Raw genomic sequence first — 25,944 nt, forward strand, 5'->3', positions numbered from 1 at the left:
CTGGCCCCCATGTCAGTGGCCGCCATCGGCAGGTGCTGCCGCGGCGATATTGGTTGGATTGTCGCCGCCGGAAACAGGCGCGCCGCCGCCATTGACGGCGGTCTGCAACTCGGACTGGGCGATCAAGAAGTTTTGCCTGGCCTCGATCGCGCCGCGCAGCGAAGCGAGCCGCTGGCGTGCTTCGGTCAGGAGCGCGAAGATGTCGACCTGCATGCTGGAGAAGCGCAACTGCATCTCCTCGGTGATGATCTTTCGCAGCGGGATGATCTCGCGCTGGTAGTGACTAGCGATGTCGTAGGAGGAGCGATAGACACGGTAAGCGTCGCGCGCCTCCGAGCGGACGTTCACGGCACGCTCGGTGAGGCGGTTGAAGGCGAGATTGTAGGTTTCCGCGGCCTGCCGCACACGGACCTCGCCGCCATCGAAGATCGGGATCTGGAACTGCACGTCGAAGCCGCGCTCGCGGAACGGGGCGCCTTCCGGATCCTGAGTCCGGCGGGAGATGCCAGCGAGATCGAGCAGCGTGACGAAGCGGGTCGCCTCGGTGAGGTTCAACGACTTCGCCAGCGCCGTCAGCTCCAGCCGCGCGATCTGCAGGTCGATGCGATGGGCCACCGCGTCGGCCTCGATCGAGGGCAAAGCCTGCGGCCGGCGCGGCAGCGGCGGCAGTTGGTTGGGCAGACGGAAATCGAGGCCGTCATCCCACAGCCCCATCAGCCGTGCCAGCCTATCGCGCGCGCTCGTCGCCGCCTGGCGTGCGGTGGCGAGGTCGGCGGTGGTCTCGGCGTAAAACACCTGTTCGAGGGCCTGGTCGAGCTTGTTGACCGAGCCGGTTTCGCCGAGCTTGACAGCGAGCTGCGCGGTCGATTCCGCGGTCGCCTTCGCGTCGGTCAGCAGGACCACCATCTCGTTTCCGGCGACTGCGCGAACGTAAGCGCGCCGCACATCGGTGGCGAGCCGAAGTGTGGCCAGTGCCGCACGCAATTGCGCCTGACGAAAGCGCTCGCGCGCGATGTCCGATCGGAACGGCAGCGTGGCCAACGCCAGGATGTCGCCGACGACCTGGCGCTCGATCTCGCTGGCGCCATTGCCCGAGATGCGCGAGACCGAGAACACCGGATTGGACGGCAGGCTCTGCTCGACCAGATCGGTCTCGGCCAGCGCCAGCTCGTTATAGGCGGCCTGCAGCCCCTTGTTGTTGAGCAGCGCCAACTGCACGGCGGTCTCTTCGGTCAGCGTCCGCGACAGCAACTGGCGAACGCGCGCGTCGACCGCACCGGCTCCCTCGGCCGTCCGCACGAAGGCGATGTCCTTCCTGATGGTCTGGCTCGTCAGCTCCGAGACCGCGCTCATGCCGCTGTCGGGCGAGAACGCGGCACAGCCGGAGAGGCCGAGCGCGCCGAGAACGAGCAGGCTCCGTGCAAAATACTGTGCCATGGCGCGCTCCTACCGGTCCTGCTTCGGCTGCGGAGTGACAGCGTCGTTGCGCTCGCGCCATGGCGCAGGCGCTGCAGGCCGCAGGCTCGTGTAAGGCGCAACTGTCGAGCGATAGTCGACGCGCGCTGCCTTTGCTGCGGGATCGGCTGGATCCGCGCCGGTCACGGACGTTGTCGCTGGCATGCAGCCGGACAACGCCAATGTGGCCGCGGCCAGCAGCGGCCAATTGAATCGAAAGTGACCTCGACGCACCGCAGATGCGGCGGCGGACCTCGCCCCGAGAAGCGTAAGCATGATTTATCCCTGATCTGTCTGGAGACCACAGGTTCGCGCGCGCGGATTGCGCGCTCGGCCTGATGTCGTGGAATCAGATCAGATGATGGGAGGGCGATAGAGTCGGGGCGGCGCCGCGCTGTGCAGGCTGGCCACGATCTCGGGCGCGCAGCTGGAAACCGGCTGAAGCGGCTTTGCGAAGCTCGGCAGGTCGGCCGGTAACGCGCTGATGCACATCATGGCGCAGCACGGGCCAGCCTTGCCCTTGCCGTCATGATGATGCGGGGCAGGGGTGTCCTGCGCGGCGGCCTGGTGATGCGCATGCATCGCCGCGGGGTCATGCGCCACGTCGCCATGCATGTGGCTGGCCGGCATCTGATGATGCACGGCCACAAGGTTGGCGAGCGGGGCTTCGTCGCCAAGGCATGGCGCTGGACCACTGCCCCAGGCGAGGCTTGCCGCCGGCGCGAGCACGCAGAACAGATAGGCCAGCGCAATGAAGCGCCCCACCCTGATCCGCATCGATCGCGTCAATTGCAACAACATTCCGACAGCATGCTCCGCGCGGCATTGTTGCACACGCAGATTGCAAACTAATGGCAAAGCGCGATTTCGCCAAGCTCCTTCTTACCGCAGTGCACCGCGCATGCCCATTATCGCGGCACGATGCTTGACCGCGAGGCGATCCGCGAACATGTTCCGCGCCGTGCACGCACCAAATCACCCAGGACAGAAACCGGCCTCATTCAGCCCTGACTCCCGTCAGGCCTGGGTGCGGCTCTTGCTCGCACTGCTGATCGGCTCGATCGGCGGCGTCGGCATGTGGGCGGTCGTCGTGGTGATTCCCGTCGTGCAGGCCGAGTTCGCCGCCACGCGCGGCGCGGTGTCGCTGGCCTTCACACTGATGATGTTCGGCTTCGGGCTCGGCGGCGTGATCGCCGGCAAGATCACCGACAAGTTCGGCATCGTGCCGGCCATGGCGATCAGCATCGCCTTCCTCGGCGTCGCCAATACACTGGCGGGGCTCTCGACCCAGCTCTGGCAGTTCGTCGCCGCCTATTTCCTGATCGGCCTCGGCACGTCAGCGACCTTCGCGCCGCTGATGGCGGAGGCCTCGCACTGGTTCGAGCGCTATCGCGGGCTGGCCGTGACCATCGTCGCGAGCGGCAATTACGTCGCCGGCACGATCTGGCCGCCGCTCATCAGCTCGGGCATCGAGAGGATCGGCTGGCGCACCACTCATGTCGGTATCGCCCTGGTCTGCGTTAGCTTGATGTCGATCCTGGTGCTGGTCCTGCGCGCGCAGATGGGCGACGACAAGGTCCGCAATCACGCCAATGCGCCGCCGCCGCGGGTCGACCTCAGGCTCTCGACCAACACGCTGACGGTGCTGCTCTCGATCGCCAGCATCTCCTGCTGCGTCGCCATGGCGATGCCGCAGGTGCATATCGTCGCCTATTGCGGCGATCTTGGTTACGGCGTGGCGCGCGGCGCCGAGATGCTGTCGCTGATGATGGCCTGCGGCATCGTCAGCCGCATCGGCTCCGGCTATCTTGCGGACAAGATCGGCGGCATTCCGACATTGCTGATCGGAGCACTGGCGCAGGGTTTTGCGCTGGTGTTCTACCTGTTCTTCGATAGCCTCGCCTCGCTCTACCTGATCTCCGCGATGTTCGGCCTGTTCCAGGGCGGCATCGTGCCGAGCTATGCCATCATCGTGCGCGAGGCGATGCCGGCCAGTGAAGCCGCGACCCGCGTCGGCATCGTGATCTTCGCCTCCGTGTTCGGCATGTCCTTTGGTGGCTGGGTGTCCGGCGTCATCTTCGATGCCACCGGCTCCTACGCGGCTGCGTTCGCCAACGGCGTGGCGTGGAATGCCCTCAATGTCGGAATCGTGCTGATGCTGTTGATCCGCTCGCGGATGAATGTGGCGAGGCGCGGACCGGGATTTGCGACCTAGACCGCCTGTCCTGCCCTCAGCAGCGAGCAGCCGGTGATCTTGTAACCTCCGTCCGCCTGCTGCTCGAGCGTGTAGAGCGCTTCCCAGGCTTCGCCGTTGGCATCGATGATGTGAACCCGCTGGGCGACGGAGCTGCCTTCGATCTTGCTCTCGCCGAACTCAAAGCTCTTGTGACGATAGACCGGCGCGTAGCCGTTCTGCACCATGGACATGAAGATGTCGGGCGCGGGGAAGATCTCCCGGATCGCCGGCGCGGCGTAGGAATAGGCGGCCGCTGCGTCGTCATGGCTCAAGGCTTGTTCCTGCGCTCGGATCACGCCTTGCGCTGTCGCGATGTCGTCGGCACGTGCTGAGATGGAACTGCAAGCAATACTGAGAACAACGAGCACGGCGGCAATGCGCATGGCAGGCTCCGCGTTGAAATCCCGGCTATGCTGATCGTAGCACGACCTTGGCAACTACGGACGCGCTATCGCTTCGGTTTCGCGGCCGGCTTCGCGCGCTTGATGGTGTGCGCCTTTGGCTTTGCGACGGGCTGCACGCGAAGACCATCGACGAACACGTCGAGGAGTCGCAGTGCGGTTGACTGCCAGCCGGGCTGGTCGTGGATGTAGCACATGCCGAAGAACGCGCGCAGCAAGTCCTCGGGACTGATGTCGGCGCGCATCTCGCCGGCCGCGACTGCGCGGTCGAGCAGCGAGCCGGTCGCCTTCGTCAGCCGGTCGAACGAGAAGGCGTGCAGCTCGGACCCGCTCTGCACCGCGAGCGCCAGGGCCGCCACCATGCCTTTCTTGGTGGCGACGAATTCGACACCTGAACGCAGCCAGCGCCTGAGCGCATCGACCGGATCCTTGGCGTTCTTCAACTGCTCGGCGAACTCGCTGAGCTGCTCGACCTCGCGCCGGTACACCGCCTCGAACAGATCCTCGCGCGTCGGGAAATGCCGGTAGAGCGTGCCGATGCCGACGCCTGCGCGTTTGGCCACGGCCTCCAGGCTGGCCTCCGGACCGCCGGCGTTGAACACGACCTTGGCTGCCTCGAGCACGAGCTCGCGATTGCGCACGGCATCGGCGCGGGGCTTGCGGGTCTGGTCGGTGTGGTCGTCCATGCCGGCAATGTAGATCACGAATTGGTTAGATTGAACCCTTGGCTAGCTGCACCGCGTTGTCTGCGCACGGGCTTTTGACGAATTCCAAATATTTTCCAGTGGCCCTTGTTAAGCGGAGGCTGCCTCCGTATCTTCGCTGAGGTGCCGGTCCTGACCCACGTCCGGGGCGGCGCGATATCGGCGGCGGCCACGGCGGTGGCGCGCGGGCGATGAGCCATGTCCATATCTGATCGGAGCCTTCTATGAACCACTCCATCAGCCTCACCGTGAACGGTGCGCGGCGCGATTTCGTCCTCGACGATCCGCGCGTCACGCTGCTCGATCTCCTGCGTGAGCGCCTCCATCTGACCGGAACCAAGAAAGGATGCGACCGCGGCCAGTGCGGTGCCTGCACTATTCTGGTCGACGGCAAGCGCATCAATTCCTGCCTCGCGCTCGCCATTAGCCATGACGGCGCCGACATCCTCACCATCGAGGGCGTCGCGCGCGGCGATCAGCTTCATCCGGTCCAGGCGGCCTTCATCGCCCATGACGGATTCCAGTGCGGCTTCTGCACGCCCGGCCAGATCATGAGCGCCATAGGCATGATGCAGGAGGCCCAGGCCGGCAACGATCCCGAACGCATCCGCGAATGCATGAGCGGCAATCTCTGCCGCTGCGGCGCCTATGCCGGTATCGTCCATGCCGTGCTCGAGGCGCAGGCCGGTGCCGACGAATCCAACCGGAGGCGCTCCGCATGAAACAGTTCGATTATGTCAGGCCCGCCACCGTCGCTGAAGCCGTTGCCGCCGCCGCCCAGCCAGGCGCGACCTATCTCGCGGCCGGCACCAATCTGCTCGACCTGATGAAGGGCGGTGTCAGCCGTCCGGATCGGTTGGTCGACGTCACGCATCTCGATGGTCTCGATCAGATCGAGCGTCTCGCGGATGGAAGCGTGCGCATCGGCGCGTTGGTGAGCAATGCCGATCTCGCGCATGATGCAGAATTTGCAAAATCCTATCCGGCCGTCGTGGAAGCGCTGCTCTCCGGCGCGTCGGCGCAATTGCGCAATGCCGCGACCGTGGGCGGCAATCTGCTGCAGCGGACCCGTTGCGCATATTTCTACGACACCGCCAGCCGCTGCAACAAGCGCGAGGCCGGCTCGGGCTGCGACGCCCGCGAGGGCGAGAACCGCACGCACGCCGTGCTCGGCTGGAGTGAAAGCTGCATCGCCACGCATCCGTCCGACTTCTGCGTGCCGCTGGTGGCGCTCGACGCCATCGTCGAGATCGAAGGCAGGAACGGTCGTCGCGAGATCGCGCTCGACGAATTGCATCGCCTGCCCGGCCATACGCCCGAGCGTGAATCAGCGCTTGAGCCCGGCGACCTCATCGTCGCGGTGCGTCTGCCGCCCGCGGCGCGTGGTTTTGCCGCGCATGCGCGCTATCTTAAGGTCCGCGAGCGCACGTCCTACGCGTTTGCCGTCGTCTCGGCTGCTGCGGCGCTACGGATCGAGAATGGCAAGATCGCGGAGGCGCGACTTGCGCTTGGCGGCGTCGCCGCAAAGCCCTGGCGTACCCGCGCCGCGGAGGATGTGCTGAGGGGCGTCGCACCAACGGCAGATGCTTTCCAGGACGCCGCATGGCGCGCACTCGCCGACGCAAAGCCGTCCGGCGACAACGCCTACAAGATCGAGCTCGCGCGCCGCATCGTCGTGCGCGCGCTGACCCTTGCCGCTGCCGGCACGCCCGCGCGTATCTCCGCGCTGCCGGCTTCTCCCTTTGCCTCGACCTCTGGAGCCATCCATGCCTGAGCTCAATCTCACCAGCGCTCCCGCCCATCTTCGCCACGGCTCGAGCATCGGCCAGCCGCTGACCCGCCGCGACGGCGTGCTCAAGGTCAAGGGGCAGGCGACCTACGCCGCCGACAATCATCCGCCCGGCATGCTGTTTGCGGTGATGGCGGTTTCCAGCATCGCACATGGCCGCGTGATCTCGCTCGATGTCGCTGCCGCCAAGCGTCATCCCGGCGTCGTCGACGTCATGACGCCGGACCACAAGCCGCAGCTCGCGATCGATCCGGAGATCAAGACCAATCCGTTCGTGTTCCGGATGGAGGTGCTGCAGAGCAACGAGGTCCGCTACGCCAACCAGCCCATCGCCGTCGTGATCGCCGAGACGCTCGAGGCGGCGACCGAAGGCGCGGTGCTGCTGGCGCCGCGCTATGAGACGCTGCCCGCCCTCGTCGGCCTCGATGCCGGCGAGAGTTTTGTGCCGCCTGTCGTTGGCGTCGGCAATCCCGCGGAAAATCATCGTGGCGATGTCGAGGCAGGCCTCGCATCGGCCGAGAAGCAAATCGACGTCGTCTACGAGACGCCGCCGCAATACCACAACGCCATGGAGCCGCATGCGATCGTTGCTAGCTGGGATGGTGACAGTGTGCAGATCGACATGCCCACCCAAGGTCTCATGTTGTCGCTGGCGCGCGTCGCCGAACTGTTCGGCATCGCGCATGACAAGATCCATATCCGCAGCCCGTTCCTCGGTGGCGGCTTTGGCTCCAAGGGGCTCATGGCCGGTCCTCCCGTGCTCGGTCTGATGGCCGCAAAACTGGTCGGCAGGCCGGTCAAGCTCGTGCTGCGCCGTGAGCAGATGTATGGCCCGGTCGGCCATCGTGCGCCGACACGTCAGCGCTTGCGCATCGGCGCCGACGGCGAGGGGCGCCTGACTGCGCTCGACCACCATGCGCGCACCGTGTCGAGCACGTTCGATGATTTCTACGAACCGGCCGCCGACGCGTCGCATACGCTCTATGCCGCGCCTGCGATCCGCACCTCGCACGATGCCGTGCGCGTCAATACCGGCACGCCATTGTTCATGCGTGCGCCGGGCGAGGCGACGGGATCGATTGCGCTGGAAAGCGCGATCGACGAGATGGCCTGGGCTTGCAGTATGGATCCGCTGGCCTTCCGGCTGAAGAACTACGCCGAGGTCGAGCCGATCACCGGCAAGCCGTTCTCGTCCAAAGCGCTGCGCGCCTGCTACGATCAGGGCGCGGCGCGCTTCGGCTGGTCGAAGCGCTCGCTGCAGCCGCGCCAGACGCGCGACGATGCCGGCCTGCTGGTCGGCTGGGGCATGGGCACGGCGACCTTCCCGGCGCTGATGTTCCAGGCCGAGGCGCGCGCGGCGATCCGCCGTGACGGCACCGGCGCGATGGAGATCGGCGCGCATGACATGGGGCAGGGCGCCTGGACGGCGCTGGCCCAGATCGCAGCCGACGCCGTCGGGCTCGATATCGACCGCGTCGAGTTCAAGGCGGGGACATCAGATCTGCCCGATGCCGGCATCGCCGGAGGCTCGGCGCACACTGCAACCGCCGGTGCGGCGATCCACAGCGCCGGCGCGGCCGTGATCGCAAAACTCGCCGATCTCGCCACCAAGGACCAGCGCTCGCCGCTGTTTGGCGCCGGCAATGCCGGCGTGATCGCGCGCGACGGCCGGTTGATCCGGCGCGACGACGAGAACCGCAGCGAGAGCTACACCGAGATCCTGGCCCGTGCCGGCGTCGCCGAGGTCGAGGCCCGCGGCACAGGTGCGCCGAATCCGGCGGCGATGGAGGAGTATGCGATGCATGCCCATGGCGCGGTGTTTGCGGAGGTGAAGGTCGATCCCGAGCTCGGGCAGATCCGCGTCACCCGCATGGTCGGCGCCTTCGCCGCGGGGCGCATCGTCAATCCGCATCTGGTGAAGAGCCAGCTGTTCGGCGGCATGATCTGGGGCATGTCCTTTGCGCTGCACGAAGAGGCCATCACCGACCGCCGTAGCGGAAGGATCATGAACGCCAATCTCGGCGAGTACCACATCCCGGTGAATGCCGATGTGCCGCCGCTCGATGTGATCACGGTCGACGAGTACGATCCGCACGTCAATGCGCTCGGCATCAAGGGCGTCGGCGAGATCGGCATCACCGGCAGCGCCGGCGCCGTGGCGAACGCGGTCTGGCATGCGACCGGCGTGCGGGTGCGCCGCTTCCCAATCCGGATCGAGGAGCTGCTGACGTAGCTTTGAGGCTTTCGGCCTGCCGCCGGCTCAAAACGTCGGTGGCGTGCAGGCCGAGATCACTTCGCACGGCTTGCCGCCGACGCAGCGGAAGCGATGCGGACGGCGGCTCTCGAAATAATAGGCATCGCCCGGATTGAGGATGCGGCGTTCATCCTCAACAGTTACTTCGAGCTTGCCCGAAATCACGATGCCGCCTTCCTCGCCGTCGTGAACAAGATGCACGCGCCCGGTATCGCTGCCGGGCTCGTAGCGCTCCTTCAATATCTGCAGGCTGCGGCCGAACAGATTGTCGCCGACTTGCCGATACGAGATCGGCTTCTTACCGACCTCGGTCAGCTCTTCCGAGCGGTAGAAGATCTTGCGACGACTCTCCGGCTCCAGCGCGAAGAACTCGGCGAGCCCCATCGGGATGCCGTCGAGGATGCGCTTGAGCGCGCCGACCGACGGGTTCATCTGGTTGGATTCGATCAGCGAAATCGTCGAATTGGTGACGCCGGCGCGCTTGGCGAGCTCCCGCTGCGACAGCTTGTGGCGCGCCCGGATGAATCGCAGCCGTCCACCGATGTCGACGCTCATGCCCAAATCCCTGTTGCAGGTGTTGCGGATCGCGCAAATATGGACCGGCAGCCCCAGTTAAATCAATGGTTTGCAGGCCGTCAGAAAAGGACTTGTTGCGCTTTGGAAGCCGTGCCTCTGCTGTGCCGTCAGCAAAGGAGCGTGGCCCGTGACCCTTCATCAGATTCCGAACACTATCAAGACCGACTCGTTCTGGATGCCGTTCACGGCCAACCGTCAGTTCAAGAAGGCGCCGCGCCTGTTCTCCTCGGCCGAGGGCATGCATTACACCACCGTCGACGGCCGCAAGGTGATCGACGGCTCCGCCGGCCTCTGGTGCGTCAACGCCGGCCACGGCCGCAAGCAGATCGCCGCCGCAGTCGAGCGGCAGCTGATGACGCTGGACTTCGCGCCGTCATTCCAGATGGGCCATCCGCTGGCGTTCGACTTCGCCGAGCGCCTCGCCGAGATCGCGCCCAAGGGCCTCGATCGCATCTTCTTCACCAACTCCGGCTCTGAATCGGTCGACACCGCGCTGAAGATCGCGCTCGCCTATCATCGCGCCAACGGCCAGTCGAGCCGCACCCGCCTGATCGGCCGCGAGCGCGGTTATCACGGCGTCGGCTTCGGCGGCACGTCGGTGGGCGGCATGGTCGCCAACCGCCGCGCCTTCGCCACGCTGCTGCCTGGCGTCGATCACATCCGCCACACCCACGATCTCGGCCGTAACGCCTTCGCCAAGGACCAGCCGGAGCACGGCGCGGAGCTTGCTGATGATCTCGAGCGTCTGGTGGCCTTGCATGGTGCCGAGACCATCGCTGCCGTCATCGTCGAGCCGGTGCCGGGTTCGACCGCGGTGCTGCCGCCGCCGAAGGGCTATCTGCAGCGCCTGCGCGCGATCTGCGACAAGCACGGCATCCTCCTGATCTTCGACGAAGTCATCACCGGCTTCGGCCGCCTCGGCACGCCGTTCGCCGCCGACTTCTTCGGCGTCACGCCTGATATGATGACGACGGCGAAGGGCATCACCAACGGCACCATCCCCTGCGGCGCGGTGTTCGCCAGCCGCAAGATTCACGATGGCATGATGGTCGGTCCGGAGAACCAGATGGAGCTGTTCCACGGCTACACTTATTCCGCGCATCCGACCGCCTGTGCCGCGGGTATCGCCACGCTCGACATCTACAAGGACGAGGGCCTGCTCACGCGCGGTGCGTCGATCGCCGAATATTGGCGCGATGCGCTGCACTCGCTCAAAGGCCTGCCGAATGTCGTCGACATCCGCAATTGCGGCCTGATGGGCGCGGTCGAGCTGTCGTCGCGTGACGGAACGGTCGGTGCGCGCGGCTACGACGTCATGGTCGACTGCTTCAATCGCGGGCTCTACTTCCGCATGAGCGGCGACTCCTTCGCGCTGTCGCCGCCGCTCATCGTCGAGAAGAGCCATATCGACGACATCGTGTCGATCCTGGGCGATGCCATCAAGCGGGTGGCCTGATAATTGCTCCCGCGGTTCACGGAGTTTCTTCTTGCAGCGGCGAACGTGATGCCGCGGGAGTTTGACGAAGCGTGAAAGTTCTGATCCTCGGCAGCGGTGTCATCGGTGTCACCTCTGCCTACTACCTCGCGCGTGCCGGTCACGAGGTGACGGTCGTCGACCGTCAGCCCGAACCGGCGCTGGAGACCTCTTTTGCCAATGCCGGCGAAGTGTCGCCCGGCTATTCCTCGCCGTGGGCCGGCCCCGGCGTGCCGGTGAAGGCGGTCAAATGGCTCCTGATGAAGCACGGCCCGCTGGTGGTCCGGCCGAAGCTCGACCCCGTGATGTGGGTCTGGCTGCTCAAGATGCTGCGCAACTGCACCAGCGCGCGCTATGCGGTCAACAAGAGCCGGATGATCCCGATCGCTGAATACAGCCGCGACTGCCTGCGCGATCTGCGCCGCGACATCGGCATTCAATATGACGAGCGCACGCGGGGCACGCTGCAGCTGTTCCGCTACCAGGCGCAGCTCGACGGCACCGGCGAAGACATCGCCGTGCTCAAGCAATATGGCGTGCCTTACGAAGTGTTGAGCCGCGAGGGCTGCATCGCGGTCGAGCCGGCGCTTGCCGGCGTCAAGGAGAAGTTCGCCGGCGGGCTTCGTCTGCCGCAGGACGAGACCGGCGACTGCCACATGTTCACGCAGGCGCTGGCCAAGCATGCCGAAGCGCTCGGCGTGCGATTCATGTTCAATACCGGCATTGATCGGATCGTCACCGATGGCACGCGCCTCAGCGGTGTCGCGACCAGCGCCGGGATGCTGCAGGCCGACGCTTACGTCCTTGCGCTCGGAAGCTGGTCGTCGCGGCTCGTTGCGCCGCTCGGCATTTCGCTGCCGGTCTATCCGGTGAAGGGCTATTCGATCACGGTGCCGATCAAGGACGCCTCCGGCGCGCCGGAATCGACCGTGATGGACGAGAGCTACAAGGTCGCGATCACGCGCCTCGGCAATCGCATCCGCGTCGGCGGCACCGCCGAGATCTCCGGCTTCTCGACCAAGCTCTATGATGCGCGGCGCGCCACGCTCGATCACTCCCTGACCGATCTGTTCCCGCGCGGCGGCGATCTCTCCAAGGCGACGTTCTGGAGCGGCCTGCGTCCGATGACGCCGGACGGCCCGCCCGTGATCGGCCCGACGCGTTACAGCAATCTCCATCTCAACACCGGCCACGGCACGCTCGGCTGGACCATGTCCTGCGGCTCCGGGCGCGTGCTCGCGGACATGTTGTCGGGCAAGAAGCCGGACGTCGATGTGAGTGCCCTGACGGTGGACCGGTACGCGCACAGGTTTGGATAAGACTCTATCCCCTCGTCATTGCGAGGAGCCCTTGCGACGAAGCAATCCAGACTGCCTCCGCGGAAAGACTCTGGATTGCTTCGCTTCGCTCGCAATGACGATGTGGAGACGCTGCGGTTCTTCTTATCTTCTCCGTGCGCGGTGGTAGTGAGCACGGAGCTACCCTGCGCCCGTTACGCAATTCACCCACAGCACCACGGCCTTCGCATCCTGCGCCGGATTGGAAAACCGGTGTGGCCGGCGGCTCGCGAACCGAAAGCTGTCGCCTGTCTTCAGCGACCACGTCTCGCTGTCCACCGTCAGCATCATCTCGCCTTCGAGCACCAGGCCGGCCTCTTCGCCGTCATGGGTGTAGAGCTCGTCGCCGGTAGAGCCGCCGGGCTCCAGATGCACCAGGAACAGATTGAGCTTGTTGTCGGCACTCGCAGGGCTCAGCAATTGTTTTGAGACGCCGGTGCGCCAGAGTTTGAGTTCGGGCCGCTGCGATCCGCGCGTCACCACCTGATCGGATGTGCCGTCGGCGCTCGGGCTTGCGCCGAACAGCGCGGCGATGCCAACGCCGAGCACGTCGGCGAGCGTGGCCAGCACGCGCAGCGACGGCGACGACAGGCCGCGCTCGATCTGGCTGAGGAAGCCGATCGACAGCTCCGTGCGCGCCGCGACCGTCTCGAGCGAGAATTGCCTGACGCGCCGGAGATCGCGAATGCGGCGACCGACAGCAACGTCCATTGCAGGCTCCGCGGGCTTCGCGATAGCCTTGGCCTTCTTCACCGGCTTTGCGGCGGCCGGTTTGCGCATTCTTTTGCCACCGCTCACGTCAAACCGCTTCCTTCATGTGCATGAAAACCGCTTGCATCGCGGGCGAAAGTGTGGCCCAATTTTCATATTAGTGAAAATAGGCCGAAACGGCTCGGCCCGCAATGTCTGCGATGACGACATTTGCGAGCGCCGCATCGGCCCGGCCCAAAGGGGGATGCGATGAAGCGTTTTGGTCTGGCCGCGGTCGCGGCGCTCGCACTTGCGGCCATCGCGCCGGCTTCGGCGCAGCAGGTGCTGAAGGTCGGCTCGACGCCGACGGGCATTCCCTTCACCTTCCTCGACACCAAGACCAACACCATCCAGGGCATCATGGTCGATCTCATCACCGAGATCGGCAAGGATGCCGGCCTCAGCGTGCAGATCGAGCCGATGCAGTTCTCGGCGCTGATCCCGTCGCTGACCTCGAGCAAGATCGACATCATCGCGGCTGCGATGTTCATCACCGCGCCGCGCAAGGAGGTCGTCGACTTCTCCGACCCGATCTACACCTATGGCGAAGGCCTGGTGGTGCCGAAGGCCGACACCAAGGCCTATGCCACACAGGACGATCTGAAGGGCGAGACGGTTGGCGCCCAGGTCGGCACCGCCTTCGTCGACGCGCTGAAGAAGTCCGGCCTGTTCGCCGACGTCAAGGCCTACGACACCATCCCCGACATCCTGCGCGACGTGAACACCGGGCGCCTCAAGGCCGGCTACGCCGATTATCCGATCCTCGCTTACAATTTGAAGCAGGGCGGCTTCCCCGAGGTGCGTCTCGTCGACGGCTACAAGCCCGTTACCGTCGGCTCGGTCGGCATCGGCGTGCGCAAGGGCGAAGCCGCGCTGCTCGGCAAGATCAACGCGTCGCTGGCGAAGCTCAAGGCCAACGGCACCATCGACAAGATTCTCGGTAAATGGGGCCTGAAGGCACAGGGCTGATGAAAGGTCCATCGAAGGTTGCCCGATGAGAGGCTTCTGGCACGACGCCGTCGAGTTCTTCCCGATCCTGATGAGCGGCGTCGCGCTGACGATCGTCGTCACCATCGGCTCGCTGCTGCTCTCGACGGTGCTCGGCCTGATCTGGGCGATGATGCGGGTCTCCGGCATCAAGGTGCTGTCGATGCTCAGCGCCAGCCTGATCAACGTGATCCGCGGCATCCCGATCATCGTGCTGCTGTTCTATCTCTACTTCGTGATGCCCGATCTCGGCGTCACGCTCAGCGCGTTGCAGGCCGCGATCCTCGGGCTCGGCATCGCTTATTCGGCCTATCAGGCCGAAAACTTCCGCGCCGGCATCGAGGCGATCGACAAGGGACAGATCGAGGCGGCCCAGTCGATCGGGATGGGCTGGTGGGTGACCATGCGCCGCGTGGTGCTGCCGCAGGCAGTGCGCATCGTGCTGCCACCTTACGGCAACGTCATGATCATGATGCTGAAGGATTCCTCGCAGGCGTCGACCATCACGGTCGCCGAGCTCGCGCTTCAGGGCAAGCTGATTGCGTCATCAACCTTCAAGAACACCAACGTGTTCACGATGGTGGCGCTGATGTACCTCACCATGAGCATTCCGCTGATCCTGCTGGTTCGCCACTTCGAGAAGCGGGCGGGCAAGAAATGATCGAGCTCACCGACGTCCACAAGAGCTTTGGCCAGAACGAGGTGCTCAAGGGCATCACCGCGAACGTTGAGAAGGGCGAGGTGGTCTGCATCATCGGTCCCTCAGGTTCGGGCAAGTCCACCATTTTGCGCTGTATCAACGGACTTGAAAGCTACGATCGTGGTGAGATCAACATCGAGGGCCTGAAGGTCGACCGCGATGCGGCCTCGATCGTGAAAGTCCGCACCCAGGTCTCGATGGTGTTCCAGCGCTTCAACCTGTTCCCGCATCGGACGGTGCTCGAAAACGTTGTCGAGGGGCCACTCTTCGTGAAGAGGGAGCCGCGTGTCCAGGTGCTCGAGCGCGGCCGCGCACTGCTTGCGCAAGTGGGCCTGGCCGAGAAAGCCGACGCGCATCCGCCGCAGCTTTCCGGCGGCCAGCAGCAGCGCGTCGCGATTGCGCGGGCCCTGGCGATGCAGCCGAAGGCGATCCTGTTCGACGAGCCGACCTCGGCGCTCGATCCGGAGCTCGTCGGCGACGTCCTCGGTGTGATGCGCAAGCTCGCCGACGACGGCATGACCATGGTCGTCGTTACCCACGAGATGGGCTTTGCCCGCGACGTCGCCGATCGCGTGCTGTTCATCGATGGCGGCGTCATCGTCGAGCAGGGGCCGGCCAAAACACTGCTGAACCAACCCCAGCATTCGCGCACGCAGGACTTTTTGCGCCGCGTCCTGCATCCGCTCTGACCGGATTTCGCCATGACTACGCGCCTGCCTCTGCCGCCCTCGCTCTATGCGGACACCGCTGTCGCGCCGGTGGCCACGCCGCCGCTCGACGCGGACAAGACCGTCTCCGTCGCGATCGTCGGCGGCGGCTATACGGGGCTGTCCACGGCGCTGCATCTGGCGGAGCAGGGGGTCGGGGCGCTGGTGCTGGAGGCGCAGGAGCCGGGTTGGGGCGCGTCGGGCAACAATGGCGGCCACACCAATCCGGGATTGAAGCACGATCCCGATCAGATCGAGGCGGATTTCGGCGCGGAGCTTGGCCGCCGCATGATCGAGTTTGCCTATGGCACGACGAACTTCACGCACGATTTGATCCGGCGCTACCAGATCCCCTGCGAGGCGCGGCAGAACGGCACGCTGCGCGCGGCCTATAATGAGGCCAGCGCCGCCGCGATCGAGAAGACCGCACAGCAATGCATCCGCCGCGGCATGCCGGTGTCGTATCTGAACCGCGAGCAGCTGCGCGAGATGACCGGCACGGATCGCTACATCGGCGCCATGCTCGACACCCGCGGTGGCGACCTGCATCCGCTCAGCTACGCCCGAGGCCTCGCGCGCGCCGCGATCTCCGCCGGCGCGAAGGTTTATGGCGAGACGCCGGCGCTATCACTCCGGCGCGACGGCAGCCGCTGGCGCATCGAGACGCCGCGCGCGGTCGTGCATGCTGATAAGATATTGCTCGCCACAAACGGTTTCACTGACGATCTCTGGCCCGCACTTCGCCGCACCATCGTGCCGGTATTCTCTTCGATCGCAGCCACCGCGCCCCTTTCGGACGATGTCGCGCGCTCGATCATGCCGACGCGTCCCGTCCTCTACGAGAGCGGCCACATCACGGTGTATTACCGCATCGATCAGCAGAACCGCCTCTTGATGGGCGGCCGCGGACCGATGCGCTGGATCAATTCGCCGAACGACGTCGCCTATCTCGTCCGCTACGCCGAGCGGCTCTGGCCACAGCTCAAGGGCGTGGCCTGGACCCATGGCTGGAACAGCCGGCTCGCGATCACCAAAGATCATTATCCGCATGTGCATGAACCTGCGGAGAACATCCTGATCTCGCTCGGCTGCAACGGTCGCGGCGTCGCGCTCTCGACCGCGATGGGCGCGCAGCTCGCACGCCGTTTGATCGGCGGAGCCAAGGCCGAGATCGATATGCCCGTCACCGGGATCAAGCCGATCCCGATGCACGCGTTCTGGCCGGTCGGGGTGACGACTGCGGTGATCACGGGCCGCGTGCGCGACCGGCTGGGGATCTAGCTTTCCGCCACCGCATCGGCCCAGGGCTGGAAGATCTCGACTGCGCCGGAATTGATGTCGCCGTCGCGCATCACAACGCTCGGGCAGGCGAACTTCATCGGCAGGGTCTGCACCGGCGCTTCCTTGTAGTCGAAGCGTGCGGCAAGCGCCTTGCGTACATCCGCAGGCAGCCGCGTGTCGCCGAGCACGAGCGCGCCTTCGCTACAATCGATGCGGGGCTGATGGATGGCGGCATCGAGGTCCATGTCGAAATCCATCGCAAAGGACACGAGCTGCATCACCGAAGGCAGGATGCGGCGGCCGCCGGAAGCGCCAACTGCGAGGCGCTTGCCGTCCTTGGTCTCGGCAATAACAGGTGTGTAGTTGGTGAGGCAGCGCTTGCCGGGGGCGAGCGAGTTGGTGGTAGCAGGCGTCGGATCGAACCACATGATGCCGTTGTTCATGGGAATACCGGTGTGCGGCGTCACATATTTCGAGCCAAAGGACGAGAGCAGCGTCTGCGTCACCGCGGCAATGTTGCCGTCTCGGTCCACCACGGAGAAATGCGTGGTGCAGGCCGGCGCCAGATATTCGGCGCCGAGCGCGCGCTTGCCGTCGGCATCGCCCATGTCCTTGAGCCGCTCGCGATAGGCTGCCTGCAAGGCGAGCGCATATTCGACATAGGCGGCCGCATCTGGCGTGCCGGCCGGCTTCAGACCTTGCTGCAGCAGGCGCAGCGCATGCGCCATGGTTGGCCCGGCGGTGAGTTCGGGCGTCGCAAGCACCTTGCCGCCGCGATAGGGGATCGCTAGCGGCTCGCGCAGATGTGCGCGGAACGCGGCGAGATCCTCGACCGACAGCGAGCCGCCATCGGCCCTGATGTCGGACGCGATGCTCTTGGCGAGATCGCCCTGATAGAAGTCGCGCGGTCCGGCTTCGGCGAGGTGCAACAGCGTCGCCTTTAGATTGTGCTGCGGTAGCCGGATCTCAGCCTCGATGCTCCAGGGCGGGCTCGGGGGCAGGCCGTCCTGCAAAAACATTGCCGCGCTCGCGGGATAGCGCCGAAGATCTGCCGCCGAGCCCGCGATCGTCAGCGCGGTCCACCAGTCGGCCAGCAGGCCCTCGCCGGCGAGCGCCGCAGCCGGAGCGACCAGGTCTTTCCACGTCATCCGGGCGTGTCGACGGTGCGCCTCCTCCATGCCGGCGACGACACCTGGCACGGCGATCGCGCCGGGGCCGTGAACGTTGCGGTCGTCCTTCACCCGCGGCCACGGAAACAGGTCGGAAGCGGCGCGTTCTCCGGTGATGGGATAATCGGCCGCACGCAGGCTTTGCGGTGCGCACATGCCATAGTCGATCACCTCGTAGCGATTTTCCTTGGCGCGGTAGAGCACCATCGCGCCCCCGCCGCCGATGCCGCTGTTCCAGGGCTCCAGAACATTCAGCGCAAAGGTGGTCGCCACGATCGCGTCGACGCAGTCGCCGCCCGCTGCCAGCACCTGCGCTCCCACCTCGGCCGCCCGCCGCGATTGCGAGGCGACAATGCCGCCCTTGGAGGTGACGGCGGGCTTGCGGACGGTTTGGTTGAGGCTGAACTGATGAGGCATGAGTCGTTTTGTGTCTTCGGTTATCGTTGCTTCGCGCGCGCTGACAATGGCACATCGCCTTCAACGAGAACATCCACCGGGAGGAACGACATGGCAGGTGTGAAACAGGCGCGGGTTGGCGCCGTCGGGATATTGACGCTCGACGAGCCGGAGAGCCCGAACGCAATGACGCCGGTCCGCTCGGCGCGCTTGCCGGTCGCGACGCGCGCACTGGTCGAGGAGAGCGAGCACACCAGCTACGAGGCGCAGTTCCGCCGTGAGATCGAACTTCAGGCCATCATCCGCACAAGCGCCGACGCTATCGAAGGCCCCAAGGCCTTCGTCGAGAAGCGCAAGGCGAAGTTTACGGGGAAGTAGGCGAGAAGGAGCGGGCTGCGCTCAGAGCTCGCGGTTCAGCCGGCTGGCCTGATATTTGGCGTGCCATTTTGGGCCAGGGCCGCGCATGTAGTAGAGCTCGGGGCGGTAGGGGTTGCCTGCGATCCGCACCAGCTTCTGCCATTTGGTGGCGACGAAGGTGAGGGGCTGGCGGAGCAGAGTCAATGACGCGAGCAGCATGGCATCACCTCAGTGCGGCTTGCCGAGCATGGCGGTGAAGGGAAGATCGAAAATCTCCTCGCCGTCGTCGTCGCTGATATGGATCACCCAATCACGCCAATCCTCGGCGCCGGGCGTCTCGATCATCGCGCGCATGATCTGGGCGGCGCGGTCGCGCGCCTCGGTCAGGTTGGCGACTGCCGTGCCGTAACGATCGATCAGCGTGCCTTCGGCATTCGAGCAGTGGAAATACATCTGAACCATGCACGCCTCCTCTGGAAAGCGATTTGGACGGCATATCGATACCACCCGAACAGAACGAAAAATATTCGGGCCAAGCCCGGTAAGGGAATCTACGGAGATTGGTCGGCACCACGCGCCTTGCGGGTTTGATCACAGGCGGGTGATGTTCAACTGGACGGCGCCTGGCGGGCATGGAACAACCTTCGACCGAACGTCCGGGAGGCCCAGTGAATCATCTCACATTCCAGGTTGGACGCCGAAGCTTGTGCGTAGGTGTCGTCGCCTTTGCGGCAGTCCTGCACGGCTTTGGCTCACTGGCTGCGTCCGACCCCGTGAGGAAAAGCGGCTACGCGGTGGGAACGGAGACCTGCGGCAGCGGCGATCTCGCCTTTCCCAAGGTCCAGATCGATATGAAGGCCGGCTTTTGCGCCGGCCTCGTCGCCAGCGAAGAGGACCATCTGAAATTTCCGCGGTCGATCATCCAGGTGCCCGGCCGGGACCTGTTCGTGGTCGCCGACATGGGCGGTTGGGGTCATGCCGATGGCCGGCTGCTGCTGCTCGACCCGCACGCTGCCCAGGGGCAGCGCTTCAAGGAGCTCCTGACCGGGGTCGAATATCCGTTCGGCCTCGTGATCGGTCCGGACAAGAAGCTCTACGCCTCGACCGCCGAGACCATCTTCCGCCTCGATCCGCTCGCGGACGATCCGCGCGGCACGGTCGAGACCATCATTCGTCACATGCCGGGCCGCCGCATCACGCTGCCTGACGGCACGAAGCTCGACGAGAGCGCGCACCCCCTCAAGCAGTTCGTGTTCGATCGCAACGGGCGGCTGTTCGTCAATGTCGGCGCCCACAGCGACGATTGCATCACGCCGGCGCCGATCACGAGACCTTGCGCGGCGGCTGAAGGTTCTTCCGCCATGGCTGCGATCTGGCTGTTCACGCCGCCGTCGGGGGGCGTCTTCCCGGCGTTGAAGCCGAATGATCCCGATCCGCCGCATACGGTCTACGCGCGGGGCCTGCGCAACTCGATGGCGCTGGCGCTGCACCCGAACTTTCCCGACGCCGGCTACGCGTTCCTGCAAGGCGAAAACGGCCGCGATCTGCCCGACATCTTCGAGCCGAACGAGGAGATCAACGCGATCGAGCGGGGCAGGCACTACGGCTGGCCTTATTGTTATGATCTGTCGACGCCGAGTCCCGAGTTCAAGCGCGTGCTGCAATCCGGCGTCTATAAATCGCTTTGCACGGCGAACGCGCTTTACAAGCAGCCGTTCTCGCTGCTGCCGCCCCACGGTGCGCCGCTCGCGATGTTGTATTATCACGGCGCCAAATTTCCGGAGCTCGAAGGCAAGCTGCTGGTCGGCCTGCACGGTTATCGCCCGACCGGCAGCCGCGTGCTGATCTACGACGTCGACGACCACGGTTTTCCAAAACCCGCGCCGGCGCCGGTGCGCTACCACGTCAGTTGTGCGGCCGATCCGACTCACAATTTTCAGACCGACGCCGGAGATGTCGCCGCCGCGTCGTTCGAGGAGTTGATCGCCGGCTGGCACCGCGTCAATGGTGCGCGGCCGCAAGGCGCGCCGGTCGGCATCACGGTCGCAGAGGACGGTGCGATCTGGCTGGTCGAGGACAAGAACCAGACGATCATCCGCATCGATCGCGCCGCGGGCGATCCGCCGCCGCCGCTGCCCTGCGACACGCGCAGCCAGGCGCTGATCGACCAGCTCGCTGCCTTCGTCGCCAGGGATCCGCAAAACAAGGTCCGGCTCGCCACGCTGCGCAAAAACCTCGTCGAAAAGCACTGCGTCGGCTGTCACTCCGATTTCGGTCTGAAGGCGGGGCAGTCGGACGCCGATAAGGACGCGACCGTGCTCCGTTTCATGTTGTCGCAGGATGGCTGGATCTATCCGGGCGATCCGGAGTCCGGCAAGCTGCGCACGCGGCTGCGCGGCATTGGCGCGGAGAAGCTGATGCCGCCGGGCGGCGAGAGCCTGCCCAAGACCGAGCCCGGTTATGCGGCTCTGCTCACGACTGCGGATCAGCTCGTTGCCAAGATGGTTCCGGGAACGCCGATGCGCATCAAGCTCGGCCTGCCGCAGCGCAAGTTTTATGGCAAGGCGAACAAGGAATGCGGCGAAATACCGGCCGCCAAGGTCGTTGTCGTGACACAAAGGAACGCTGTAGACAAACCGGGCTTCAGTCGATTCTTCCGGCCGGCCGATCCTTACTTGAATGGCGAGTGCAGCGACGACGATGGCTATTTCATCCGGCAGGAATTTCTGGTGCCTGTGCAGTAGCATCCTGCTCGTCGTCGCCACGCCGCTCGTCGCGGCCGAGACGAAGCTGTTCGAAAGCGTGCAGGTGACGCCGGCCAGCGAATATACGTTCGGCATCGAAGGGCCTGCCGCCGATCTCGATGGCAACCTCTTCGTCGTCAATTTCGGCAAGCCCGGCACCATCGGCCGATTGCCCGCAGGTGGCACGGCGTCGGAGGCCTTCACGGCGCTTCCCGAGGGCAGCGTCGGCAACGCCATCCGCTTCGATCGCAACGGCACGATGTTCATCGCCGACTACAAGAAGCACAACATTTTTGCGATCCCGAAGGGTAGCGCCGAGCCCGGCGTCTGGTTTCACTCCGACGAGATGAACCAGCCCAACGACATCACCATCGCCCGCGACGGCACGATCTATGCGACCGATCCGAACTGGAAAGGTCGCGAAGGCCACGTCTGGCGCATTGCGAAAGCCGCCGATGGCACGGTGCAGGGACAGGTTATGTCGGCGCCGCGGGCGATGGGCACCACCAACGGCATCGATCTCAGCCCCGACGGCAACACGCTCTACGTCGGTGAATCCAGCAACGGCCAGGTCTGGTCCTACGCCATCCGCGGCAACGCGCTCACCGACGCGAAGCTCGTCAAGGCATTCCAGCCCGACACCATCGACGGCCTGCGTACCGATATCACCGGCCGCCTCTACGTCGCGCGCATCCTCAAGGGGACGATCGCGCTGATGAAGCCCAACGGGGCGGTCGAGCGCGAGATCGCGCTAAGGGCCAAGGAGCCGACCAATCTCGCCTTCGGCGGCAGCGACGGCAAAACCGTCTTCGTCACCCAGCGTCAGGGCGGCTTTATCGAATCCTTCCGCACCGACCAGCAGGGCCGCGAGCACTGTCTCCAGCGCGAGCGCTGCTGAGCATCAGACGCGATCTGTCGTTGGCGCAGGGCCGTGCCGTGAAGACGGCATTCTTCTTGCTTGCATCTGGCCGCCGCAGGGATTTAGACATCTGCGGGCATCGTCAATGCGACCACGGAGTATCGAGTGAAAGCCGTCCATACCGAACTGCACCGCAGCCACGATCCGCAATTCTTCCTGGTTCGCGGTGTCGTCAAGCGCACCACCGAGCAGCCTGAGCGCGCAGACCGCCTGCTCAAGGGCCTGAAGGACGGCAAGCATCAACTGGTCGAGCAGACGACATTCGGCCAGGGCCCGCGCGCGCGCATTCACAGCCCCGAATATCTGTCGTTCCTGAGTGAAGCCTGGGACGCCTGGAAAGCACTCGGCGATTCCGGCCCGGAGATGATCGGCAACATCCATCCCGTGCGACATGCCGCGACCTATCCCACCCACATTGTCGGCAAGCTCGGCTGGCACACCGCCGACACCGCGGCGCCGATCGGCCCGGGCACCTGGGACGCGGCCTGCGCCGCGACCGACGTCGCGGTCACGGCGGCGCAGATGGTGATGGACGGCGAGGACGCGACCTACGCCCTCTGCCGTCCGCCCGGCCATCACGCCTATCGCGACATGGCCGGCGGCTTCTGCTTCCTCAATAACAGCGCGATTGCCGCGGCCCATCTGCGGCTCAAGCACGAGCGTGTCGTCATTCTCGACGTCGACGTCCACCACGGCAACGGCACGCAAGGCATCTTCTACGCGCGGCCGGACGTCTACACGGTCTCGATCCACGCCGATCCGATCGCGTATTATCCCTATGTGTGGGGCTATGCGCACGAGCACGGCGAAGGTCCAGGCCTCGGCACCAATCTCAACATTCCGCTGGCGATCGGCACCGGCGATGACGGCTACATCCAGGCGATGGATGTCGCGTGCAAGGCGATCGAAGCCTTCGCGCCCGGCGCGCTCGTGATCGCGCTCGGCCTCGACGCCTCGGAGCACGATCCCTTGAAGGGCCTCGCCGTCACCACGCCCGGCTTCCGCCGCATCGGCCAGGCCATCGCGAAGATGGGCCTGCCGACCGTGTTCGTGCAGGAAGGCGGTTATCTCTCGGATATTCTGGGTGCGAACCTGACTTCAGTGCTGGCAGGATTCGAAGAGGCGCGGTGATTGTCTCGCCCTAATCCTTGAACAGGATCTGCTCGAGCAGGTCGATCCGCCTGATCCGGATGGAGCTGCCATCGATGGCGATGATGCGGCGGTTCTGGAAGCGCTTGAGCATCATCGTGACCCATTGCCGGGTCGAGCCGACCATGGCCGCGATCTGGTCATGGGTGATCTTGCGGTTGATGACGACGGTGTCGCCATCGGCAATGCCGTGCAGCTCCGACAAGGTGAGCAGGAGCTGCGCCAGCCGCTCGATCACCGATCGCGTGCCGAGGATCTGTGCCATCGAGGAATAGCATTTGCCCTTGGCGATGAGGCCGTCGATCAGCGCCAGTGCGAATTGCGGCATGCCGGTCAGAAGCTTCTCGAGCGCCGGGCCCGACAGCGCCGCGATCTCACAGGCCTCGATGGCGATGCCCGACCACATGTGAATGCCGCCACCGGAGATCTCCGGACCGCCGATGAAATGTCCCGGCGTCCAATAGGCGAGCGTGATCTCGCGGCCTGACGGTGCCGTGTAGTAGACCCGCACCTGGCCGCGGCGGATGATGAAGATGCCGTCGTGGCCGTCGCCTTGGCTGAACACCATCTCGCCCTGCGGCACCGTGATCGTGCGGCCGGCCGCATGCACGCGCGCCTGTTCCGGCGCGGACAAGCGATCGAGGAAATGCGCGCCGGCATTCAAGCCGTCGATCGTCTCGCTCATGAACAGCGCCGAGCTTGTGGTCGTCGTACGTGCGCTGCGGGACCGCCGCGACTTCTCGCGGCCGGGCCAGTCGAACCGCACGCCTGCATGTGGCCGCTGGGCAAAAGCGGCAGGCTCGGTCACGGCAGCTTCCTTGAGAATGGTCATCCCAATCCTGAGCTCAACGAGGTCTTGCAAACAGGTAAGTGCGGAGATGGTGCGATGTCCATCTCTTTGCGATCGTTCCAAATCACATAGCAAAGCTTGATATGCGCGCCGAACGGAGACGAAACGATTCCTCTGTCGATTGCATGGTCCTGAGAAAATCCTTTGCGCCGGCGCGCGACGGAATCATGACGCCAGCGCTCTATGCTCGCGATGCAAGTAATTGCTTCAACCGCTGCGTCGCGCCTTCGATAGTGACGGTTCGCGTCGCTGCCGGCATGGATCCGGCCTGCCGAGGACAGTTCGATGATCGATTTCAGCTCTTTGAGACTCAGTGCGGCCGTCGTGGTCATGACCGTCGCCATGTTCGGACCGTCGCGGGCGGAGACGATCCGGGTTGCGGTCGGGACGCAGGATACGACCATCAACTGCGCGACCGGCGGGCTGCTCATTCGCGAGCTCAAGCTGCTGGAGAAGTTCCTGCCTCGTGACGGCAAGTACAAGGATGTGACCTACGACATCCAGTGGAAGAATTTTACGAGCGGCGCGCCGCTCACCAACGAGATGGTCGCGGGCAAGCTCGATTTCGGCGCGATGGCGGATTTTCCGGGCTCGCTGAACGGCGTTGCGTTCCAGAAGGCCGGGCGTCGCAGCCTGTTTATCAGCGTGCTGTCCGGCAGCACCAAGGGCAGCGGCAACGGAATCGTGGTGCCGTCGAGCTCGCCGGTGCAGTCGCTCGATGAGCTCAAGGGCAAGACCATCTCCGTTCCCTTTGCCTCGACCTCGCACGGCATGCTGCTCCGCGCCATTGAGGCCAAGGGCTGGAATCCCCAGACCGACGTCAACATCATCACGCAGGCACCGGAAGTCGCCGGGCCGGCCTTGCAGGCCAATAAGATCGAGGCACATGCCGACTTCGTCCCGTTCGCTGAGCTGTTTCCGTGGCGCGGCTTTGCGCGCAAGATCTTTGACGGTGCACAGGCCAATGCACCAACATTCCACGGTTCACTCGTCGACGCTGACTACGCCGAAAAATATCCGGAGATCGTGGTCGCCTATTTGCGTGCTGCGCTCGAGGCGGATCGCCTGATCGCGGAGGAGCCGGAGAAATATAGCGAGCTGATCGCGAAGGTGACCGGCATCGAGGCGGAGGTCGACTACCTCTTCCACGGTCCGCTCGGTCTTCAGACCCGCGATGTCACCTGGAAGCCGGAATACCGCCAGGCGGTCGCCACCTCGATCAAGACGCTGAAGCTGCTCAAGCGCGCGGACAGCGATCTCGATATCAACCAGTTCGTCACCGACAAGTATATTCGCATTGCAGCGGCGCAGGCCGGCCGCGACTATGACGCCGGGCTGAAAAACTATGCGCAGCTTCCGCTTCGCGCCAAGGATGCGGCGACGGGCGCTGAGATCAGCGACTTCAGTCGCGTGGCACAGATCTGGGTCAAGGATGAGCCGCATGTGCGCCACTACGCCTCGCCCGAGAACGCGCTGAAGGCGCTCGCCGGACTCGAGAAGGACGGCAAGACCGCCCGCGTCGTCTATGCGCAGGATCGCGAAAGCGGCATCAAGCTGTTCGCAAACCAGGCGTGGTTCGTGCGCTCCCAGAACGGTGAGCTGAATGCGTTCCTGCTCAAGGAGGGGGCCGAGCGCTGGTCGAAGCAGCATGGCGGGACGGTGCTCGACTTCGCCGCTGCGCGCGAATCCTTGGTCGCGAGCCGGTAGGG

General features: G+C 65.0%; 27 protein-coding genes. 15 read left to right on the forward strand and 12 right to left on the reverse strand.

Features of this window, described 5'->3' with window-relative positions; genetic code table 11:
- Positions 1 to 12: 12 nt before the first annotated feature.
- From ABIC09_RS30505 to ABIC09_RS30515, 3 genes are all read right to left on the reverse strand, one after another.
- Positions 13 to 1,437, reverse strand: coding sequence for a TolC family protein (locus ABIC09_RS30505; protein WP_354111579.1), 1,425 nt, complete (start codon positions 1,435 to 1,437; stop codon positions 13 to 15).
- A gap of 9 nt (positions 1,438 to 1,446) precedes the next feature.
- Positions 1,447 to 1,731 carry a hypothetical protein gene (locus tag ABIC09_RS30510; RefSeq protein ID WP_354085036.1) on the reverse strand — a complete coding sequence of 95 codons (285 nt, stop codon included), beginning with the start codon at positions 1,729 to 1,731 and terminating at the stop codon, positions 1,447 to 1,449.
- 78 nt (positions 1,732 to 1,809) lie between these two features.
- Entirely contained in the window at positions 1,810 to 2,256 is a 447-nt protein-coding gene (locus ABIC09_RS30515) for a hypothetical protein (protein ID WP_354111580.1), read from the reverse strand.
- A gap of 148 nt (positions 2,257 to 2,404) precedes the next feature.
- On the opposite strand from ABIC09_RS30515, the gene ABIC09_RS30520 reads away from it, so the two are divergent.
- Entirely contained in the window at positions 2,405 to 3,670 is a 1,266-nt protein-coding gene (locus tag ABIC09_RS30520) for an MFS transporter (protein ID WP_354034821.1), read from the forward strand.
- On the opposite strand, the gene ABIC09_RS30525 is transcribed toward ABIC09_RS30520, so the two are convergent.
- Both ABIC09_RS30525 and ABIC09_RS30530 read right to left on the reverse strand, forming a co-directional pair.
- Complete coding sequence (locus ABIC09_RS30525; protein WP_148753300.1) at positions 3,667 to 4,074, reverse strand: DUF4864 domain-containing protein; 408 nt, start codon at positions 4,072 to 4,074, stop codon at positions 3,667 to 3,669. The two genes, ABIC09_RS30520 and ABIC09_RS30525, sit on opposite strands and share 4 nt — an antisense overlap.
- 65 nt (positions 4,075 to 4,139) lie before the next feature.
- Positions 4,140 to 4,778 (reverse strand): TetR/AcrR family transcriptional regulator, encoded by a 639-nt coding sequence (locus ABIC09_RS30530; protein ID WP_354111632.1) that lies wholly within the window; start codon positions 4,776 to 4,778, stop codon positions 4,140 to 4,142.
- Positions 4,779 to 5,020: 242 nt separating this feature from the next.
- Here ABIC09_RS30530 and ABIC09_RS30535 point away from each other — a divergent pair, with 242 nt between their 5' ends.
- From ABIC09_RS30535 to ABIC09_RS30545, 3 genes are read left to right on the forward strand one after another with little or no spacing between them, the layout of a single operon-like run.
- Positions 5,021 to 5,518, forward strand: a complete 498-nt coding sequence (locus tag ABIC09_RS30535; RefSeq protein WP_354111581.1) for a (2Fe-2S)-binding protein — start codon at positions 5,021 to 5,023, stop codon at positions 5,516 to 5,518.
- The gene (locus ABIC09_RS30540; protein WP_354111582.1) at positions 5,515 to 6,570 is read left to right on the forward strand and encodes an FAD binding domain-containing protein; all 1,056 of its coding nucleotides are present in this window, start codon (positions 5,515 to 5,517) and stop codon (positions 6,568 to 6,570) included. Before ABIC09_RS30535 ends, ABIC09_RS30540 begins: the two co-directional genes overlap by 4 nt.
- Positions 6,563 to 8,818: a xanthine dehydrogenase family protein molybdopterin-binding subunit gene (locus ABIC09_RS30545; RefSeq protein WP_354111583.1), complete on the forward strand. Its 2,256-nt coding sequence runs from the start codon at positions 6,563 to 6,565 to the stop codon at positions 8,816 to 8,818. Before ABIC09_RS30540 ends, ABIC09_RS30545 begins: the two co-directional genes overlap by 8 nt.
- 27 nt (positions 8,819 to 8,845) lie before the next feature.
- On the opposite strand, the gene ABIC09_RS30550 is transcribed toward ABIC09_RS30545, so the two are convergent.
- Positions 8,846 to 9,394: a cupin domain-containing protein gene (locus tag ABIC09_RS30550; protein WP_148753305.1), complete on the reverse strand. Its 549-nt coding sequence runs from the start codon at positions 9,392 to 9,394 to the stop codon at positions 8,846 to 8,848.
- A gap of 148 nt (positions 9,395 to 9,542) precedes the next feature.
- On the opposite strand from ABIC09_RS30550, the gene aptA reads away from it, so the two are divergent.
- Both aptA and ABIC09_RS30560 read left to right on the forward strand, forming a co-directional pair.
- The gene (aptA, locus tag ABIC09_RS30555) at positions 9,543 to 10,871 is read left to right on the forward strand and encodes an omega-aminotransferase AptA (RefSeq protein WP_148753306.1); all 1,329 of its coding nucleotides are present in this window, start codon (positions 9,543 to 9,545) and stop codon (positions 10,869 to 10,871) included.
- 71 nt (positions 10,872 to 10,942) lie between these two features.
- Positions 10,943 to 12,208 carry a D-amino acid dehydrogenase gene (locus tag ABIC09_RS30560; RefSeq protein WP_354111584.1) on the forward strand — a complete coding sequence of 422 codons (1,266 nt, stop codon included), beginning with the start codon at positions 10,943 to 10,945 and terminating at the stop codon, positions 12,206 to 12,208.
- Between the two features lie 159 nt (positions 12,209 to 12,367).
- Here the strand turns inward: ABIC09_RS30560 and ABIC09_RS30565 are convergent, their stop codons facing one another.
- Entirely contained in the window at positions 12,368 to 13,006 is a 639-nt protein-coding gene (locus ABIC09_RS30565; RefSeq protein ID WP_354111585.1) for a helix-turn-helix domain-containing protein, read from the reverse strand.
- Positions 13,007 to 13,186: 180 nt separating this feature from the next.
- Between ABIC09_RS30565 and ABIC09_RS30570 the strand changes: the two genes are divergently transcribed.
- The 4 genes from ABIC09_RS30570 to ABIC09_RS30585 are packed head-to-tail and all read left to right on the forward strand — an operon-like array spanning position 13,187 to position 16,651.
- The gene (locus ABIC09_RS30570; RefSeq protein ID WP_148753309.1) at positions 13,187 to 13,945 is read left to right on the forward strand and encodes an ABC transporter substrate-binding protein; all 759 of its coding nucleotides are present in this window, start codon (positions 13,187 to 13,189) and stop codon (positions 13,943 to 13,945) included.
- A gap of 25 nt (positions 13,946 to 13,970) precedes the next feature.
- A complete protein-coding gene (locus ABIC09_RS30575) occupies positions 13,971 to 14,624 on the forward strand; it encodes an amino acid ABC transporter permease (protein WP_148753310.1) in 654 nt (217 codons plus the stop codon).
- Positions 14,621 to 15,352, forward strand: a complete 732-nt coding sequence (locus ABIC09_RS30580) for an amino acid ABC transporter ATP-binding protein (protein WP_148753311.1) — start codon at positions 14,621 to 14,623, stop codon at positions 15,350 to 15,352. The genes ABIC09_RS30575 and ABIC09_RS30580 overlap by 4 nt, the downstream gene beginning before the upstream one ends.
- Before the next feature lie 12 nt (positions 15,353 to 15,364).
- Positions 15,365 to 16,651: an NAD(P)/FAD-dependent oxidoreductase gene (locus ABIC09_RS30585; protein WP_354111586.1), complete on the forward strand. Its 1,287-nt coding sequence runs from the start codon at positions 15,365 to 15,367 to the stop codon at positions 16,649 to 16,651.
- Here the strand turns inward: ABIC09_RS30585 and ABIC09_RS30590 are convergent.
- Positions 16,648 to 18,237, reverse strand: coding sequence for a gamma-glutamyltransferase family protein (locus ABIC09_RS30590; RefSeq protein WP_354111587.1), 1,590 nt, complete (start codon positions 18,235 to 18,237; stop codon positions 16,648 to 16,650). The genes ABIC09_RS30585 and ABIC09_RS30590 overlap by 4 nt on opposite strands.
- A gap of 90 nt (positions 18,238 to 18,327) precedes the next feature.
- Here ABIC09_RS30590 and ABIC09_RS30595 point away from each other — a divergent pair, with 90 nt between their 5' ends.
- Positions 18,328 to 18,594 (forward strand): hypothetical protein, encoded by a 267-nt coding sequence (locus ABIC09_RS30595; protein WP_354111588.1) that lies wholly within the window; start codon positions 18,328 to 18,330, stop codon positions 18,592 to 18,594.
- A gap of 21 nt (positions 18,595 to 18,615) precedes the next feature.
- On the opposite strand, the gene ABIC09_RS30600 is transcribed toward ABIC09_RS30595, so the two are convergent.
- Both ABIC09_RS30600 and ABIC09_RS30605 read right to left on the reverse strand, forming a co-directional pair.
- Positions 18,616 to 18,792 carry a hypothetical protein gene (locus ABIC09_RS30600; RefSeq protein ID WP_187435082.1) on the reverse strand — a complete coding sequence of 59 codons (177 nt, stop codon included), beginning with the start codon at positions 18,790 to 18,792 and terminating at the stop codon, positions 18,616 to 18,618.
- Between the two features lie 9 nt (positions 18,793 to 18,801).
- Positions 18,802 to 19,035, reverse strand: a complete 234-nt coding sequence (locus ABIC09_RS30605; RefSeq protein ID WP_187435083.1) for a DUF6894 family protein — start codon at positions 19,033 to 19,035, stop codon at positions 18,802 to 18,804.
- A 206-nt stretch (positions 19,036 to 19,241) separates the two neighbouring features.
- Between ABIC09_RS30605 and ABIC09_RS30610 the strand changes: the two genes are divergently transcribed.
- The 3 genes from ABIC09_RS30610 to ABIC09_RS30620 all read left to right on the forward strand — a co-directional run bounded on the left by ABIC09_RS30610 (position 19,242) and on the right by ABIC09_RS30620 (position 23,367).
- On the forward strand, positions 19,242 to 21,317 hold the full coding sequence (locus tag ABIC09_RS30610) for a PQQ-dependent sugar dehydrogenase (RefSeq protein WP_354111589.1): 2,076 nt from the start codon (positions 19,242 to 19,244) through the stop codon (positions 21,315 to 21,317).
- Positions 21,274 to 22,215, forward strand: a complete 942-nt coding sequence (locus tag ABIC09_RS30615; RefSeq protein WP_354111590.1) for an SMP-30/gluconolactonase/LRE family protein — start codon at positions 21,274 to 21,276, stop codon at positions 22,213 to 22,215. Before ABIC09_RS30610 ends, ABIC09_RS30615 begins: the two co-directional genes overlap by 44 nt.
- A gap of 126 nt (positions 22,216 to 22,341) precedes the next feature.
- Positions 22,342 to 23,367, forward strand: coding sequence for a histone deacetylase family protein (locus ABIC09_RS30620; RefSeq protein ID WP_354111591.1), 1,026 nt, complete (start codon positions 22,342 to 22,344; stop codon positions 23,365 to 23,367).
- A gap of 10 nt (positions 23,368 to 23,377) precedes the next feature.
- Here ABIC09_RS30620 and ABIC09_RS30625 read toward each other — a convergent pair whose 3' ends face one another.
- Both ABIC09_RS30625 and ABIC09_RS30630 read right to left on the reverse strand, forming a co-directional pair.
- Complete coding sequence (locus tag ABIC09_RS30625) at positions 23,378 to 24,217, reverse strand: Crp/Fnr family transcriptional regulator (protein ID WP_354111592.1); 840 nt, start codon at positions 24,215 to 24,217, stop codon at positions 23,378 to 23,380.
- On the reverse strand, positions 24,214 to 24,567 hold the full coding sequence (locus ABIC09_RS30630) for a hypothetical protein (RefSeq protein ID WP_354111593.1): 354 nt from the start codon (positions 24,565 to 24,567) through the stop codon (positions 24,214 to 24,216). The genes ABIC09_RS30625 and ABIC09_RS30630 overlap by 4 nt, the downstream gene beginning before the upstream one ends.
- Here ABIC09_RS30630 and ABIC09_RS30635 point away from each other — a divergent pair.
- Positions 24,566 to 25,942 (forward strand): ABC transporter substrate-binding protein, encoded by a 1,377-nt coding sequence (locus ABIC09_RS30635; protein WP_354111594.1) that lies wholly within the window; start codon positions 24,566 to 24,568, stop codon positions 25,940 to 25,942. The two genes, ABIC09_RS30630 and ABIC09_RS30635, sit on opposite strands and share 2 nt — an antisense overlap.
- Positions 25,943 to 25,944: the final 2 nt, after the last annotated feature.

Source organism: Bradyrhizobium sp. S3.12.5, from assembly GCF_040548225.1.
GTDB classification, from domain to species: domain Bacteria; phylum Pseudomonadota; class Alphaproteobacteria; order Rhizobiales; family Xanthobacteraceae; genus Bradyrhizobium; species Bradyrhizobium cytisi.

Bases quoted from the DNA above. Each gene is read 5' to 3' on its own strand.
- ABIC09_RS30505 (WP_354111579.1), bottom strand. From the start codon at position 1,437: ATGGCACAGTATTTTGCACGGAGCCTGCTCGTTCTCGGCGCGCTCGGC.
- ABIC09_RS30510 (WP_354085036.1), bottom strand. From the start codon at position 1,731: ATGCTTACGCTTCTCGGGGCGAGGTCCGCCGCCGCATCTGCGGTGCGT.
- ABIC09_RS30515 (WP_354111580.1), bottom strand. From the start codon at position 2,256: ATGTTGTTGCAATTGACGCGATCGATGCGGATCAGGGTGGGGCGCTTC.
- ABIC09_RS30520 (WP_354034821.1), top strand. From the start codon at position 2,405: ATGTTCCGCGCCGTGCACGCACCAAATCACCCAGGACAGAAACCGGCC.
- ABIC09_RS30525 (WP_148753300.1), bottom strand. From the start codon at position 4,074: ATGCGCATTGCCGCCGTGCTCGTTGTTCTCAGTATTGCTTGCAGTTCC.
- ABIC09_RS30530 (WP_354111632.1), bottom strand. From the start codon at position 4,778: ATGGACGACCACACCGACCAGACCCGCAAGCCCCGCGCCGATGCCGTG.
- ABIC09_RS30535 (WP_354111581.1), top strand. From the start codon at position 5,021: ATGAACCACTCCATCAGCCTCACCGTGAACGGTGCGCGGCGCGATTTC.
- ABIC09_RS30540 (WP_354111582.1), top strand. From the start codon at position 5,515: ATGAAACAGTTCGATTATGTCAGGCCCGCCACCGTCGCTGAAGCCGTT.
- ABIC09_RS30545 (WP_354111583.1), top strand. From the start codon at position 6,563: ATGCCTGAGCTCAATCTCACCAGCGCTCCCGCCCATCTTCGCCACGGC.
- ABIC09_RS30550 (WP_148753305.1), bottom strand. From the start codon at position 9,394: ATGAGCGTCGACATCGGTGGACGGCTGCGATTCATCCGGGCGCGCCAC.
- ABIC09_RS30565 (WP_354111585.1), bottom strand. From the start codon at position 13,006: ATGCGCAAACCGGCCGCCGCAAAGCCGGTGAAGAAGGCCAAGGCTATC.
- ABIC09_RS30570 (WP_148753309.1), top strand. From the start codon at position 13,187: ATGAAGCGTTTTGGTCTGGCCGCGGTCGCGGCGCTCGCACTTGCGGCC.
- ABIC09_RS30575 (WP_148753310.1), top strand. From the start codon at position 13,971: ATGAGAGGCTTCTGGCACGACGCCGTCGAGTTCTTCCCGATCCTGATG.
- ABIC09_RS30580 (WP_148753311.1), top strand. From the start codon at position 14,621: ATGATCGAGCTCACCGACGTCCACAAGAGCTTTGGCCAGAACGAGGTG.
- ABIC09_RS30585 (WP_354111586.1), top strand. From the start codon at position 15,365: ATGACTACGCGCCTGCCTCTGCCGCCCTCGCTCTATGCGGACACCGCT.
- ABIC09_RS30590 (WP_354111587.1), bottom strand. From the start codon at position 18,237: ATGCCTCATCAGTTCAGCCTCAACCAAACCGTCCGCAAGCCCGCCGTC.
- ABIC09_RS30595 (WP_354111588.1), top strand. From the start codon at position 18,328: ATGGCAGGTGTGAAACAGGCGCGGGTTGGCGCCGTCGGGATATTGACG.
- ABIC09_RS30600 (WP_187435082.1), bottom strand. From the start codon at position 18,792: ATGCTGCTCGCGTCATTGACTCTGCTCCGCCAGCCCCTCACCTTCGTC.
- ABIC09_RS30605 (WP_187435083.1), bottom strand. From the start codon at position 19,035: ATGGTTCAGATGTATTTCCACTGCTCGAATGCCGAAGGCACGCTGATC.
- ABIC09_RS30615 (WP_354111590.1), top strand. From the start codon at position 21,274: ATGGCTATTTCATCCGGCAGGAATTTCTGGTGCCTGTGCAGTAGCATC.
- ABIC09_RS30625 (WP_354111592.1), bottom strand. From the start codon at position 24,217: ATGACCATTCTCAAGGAAGCTGCCGTGACCGAGCCTGCCGCTTTTGCC.
- ABIC09_RS30635 (WP_354111594.1), top strand. From the start codon at position 24,566: ATGACCGTCGCCATGTTCGGACCGTCGCGGGCGGAGACGATCCGGGTT.
- ABIC09_RS30630 (WP_354111593.1), bottom strand. From the start codon at position 24,567: ATGACCACGACGGCCGCACTGAGTCTCAAAGAGCTGAAATCGATCATC.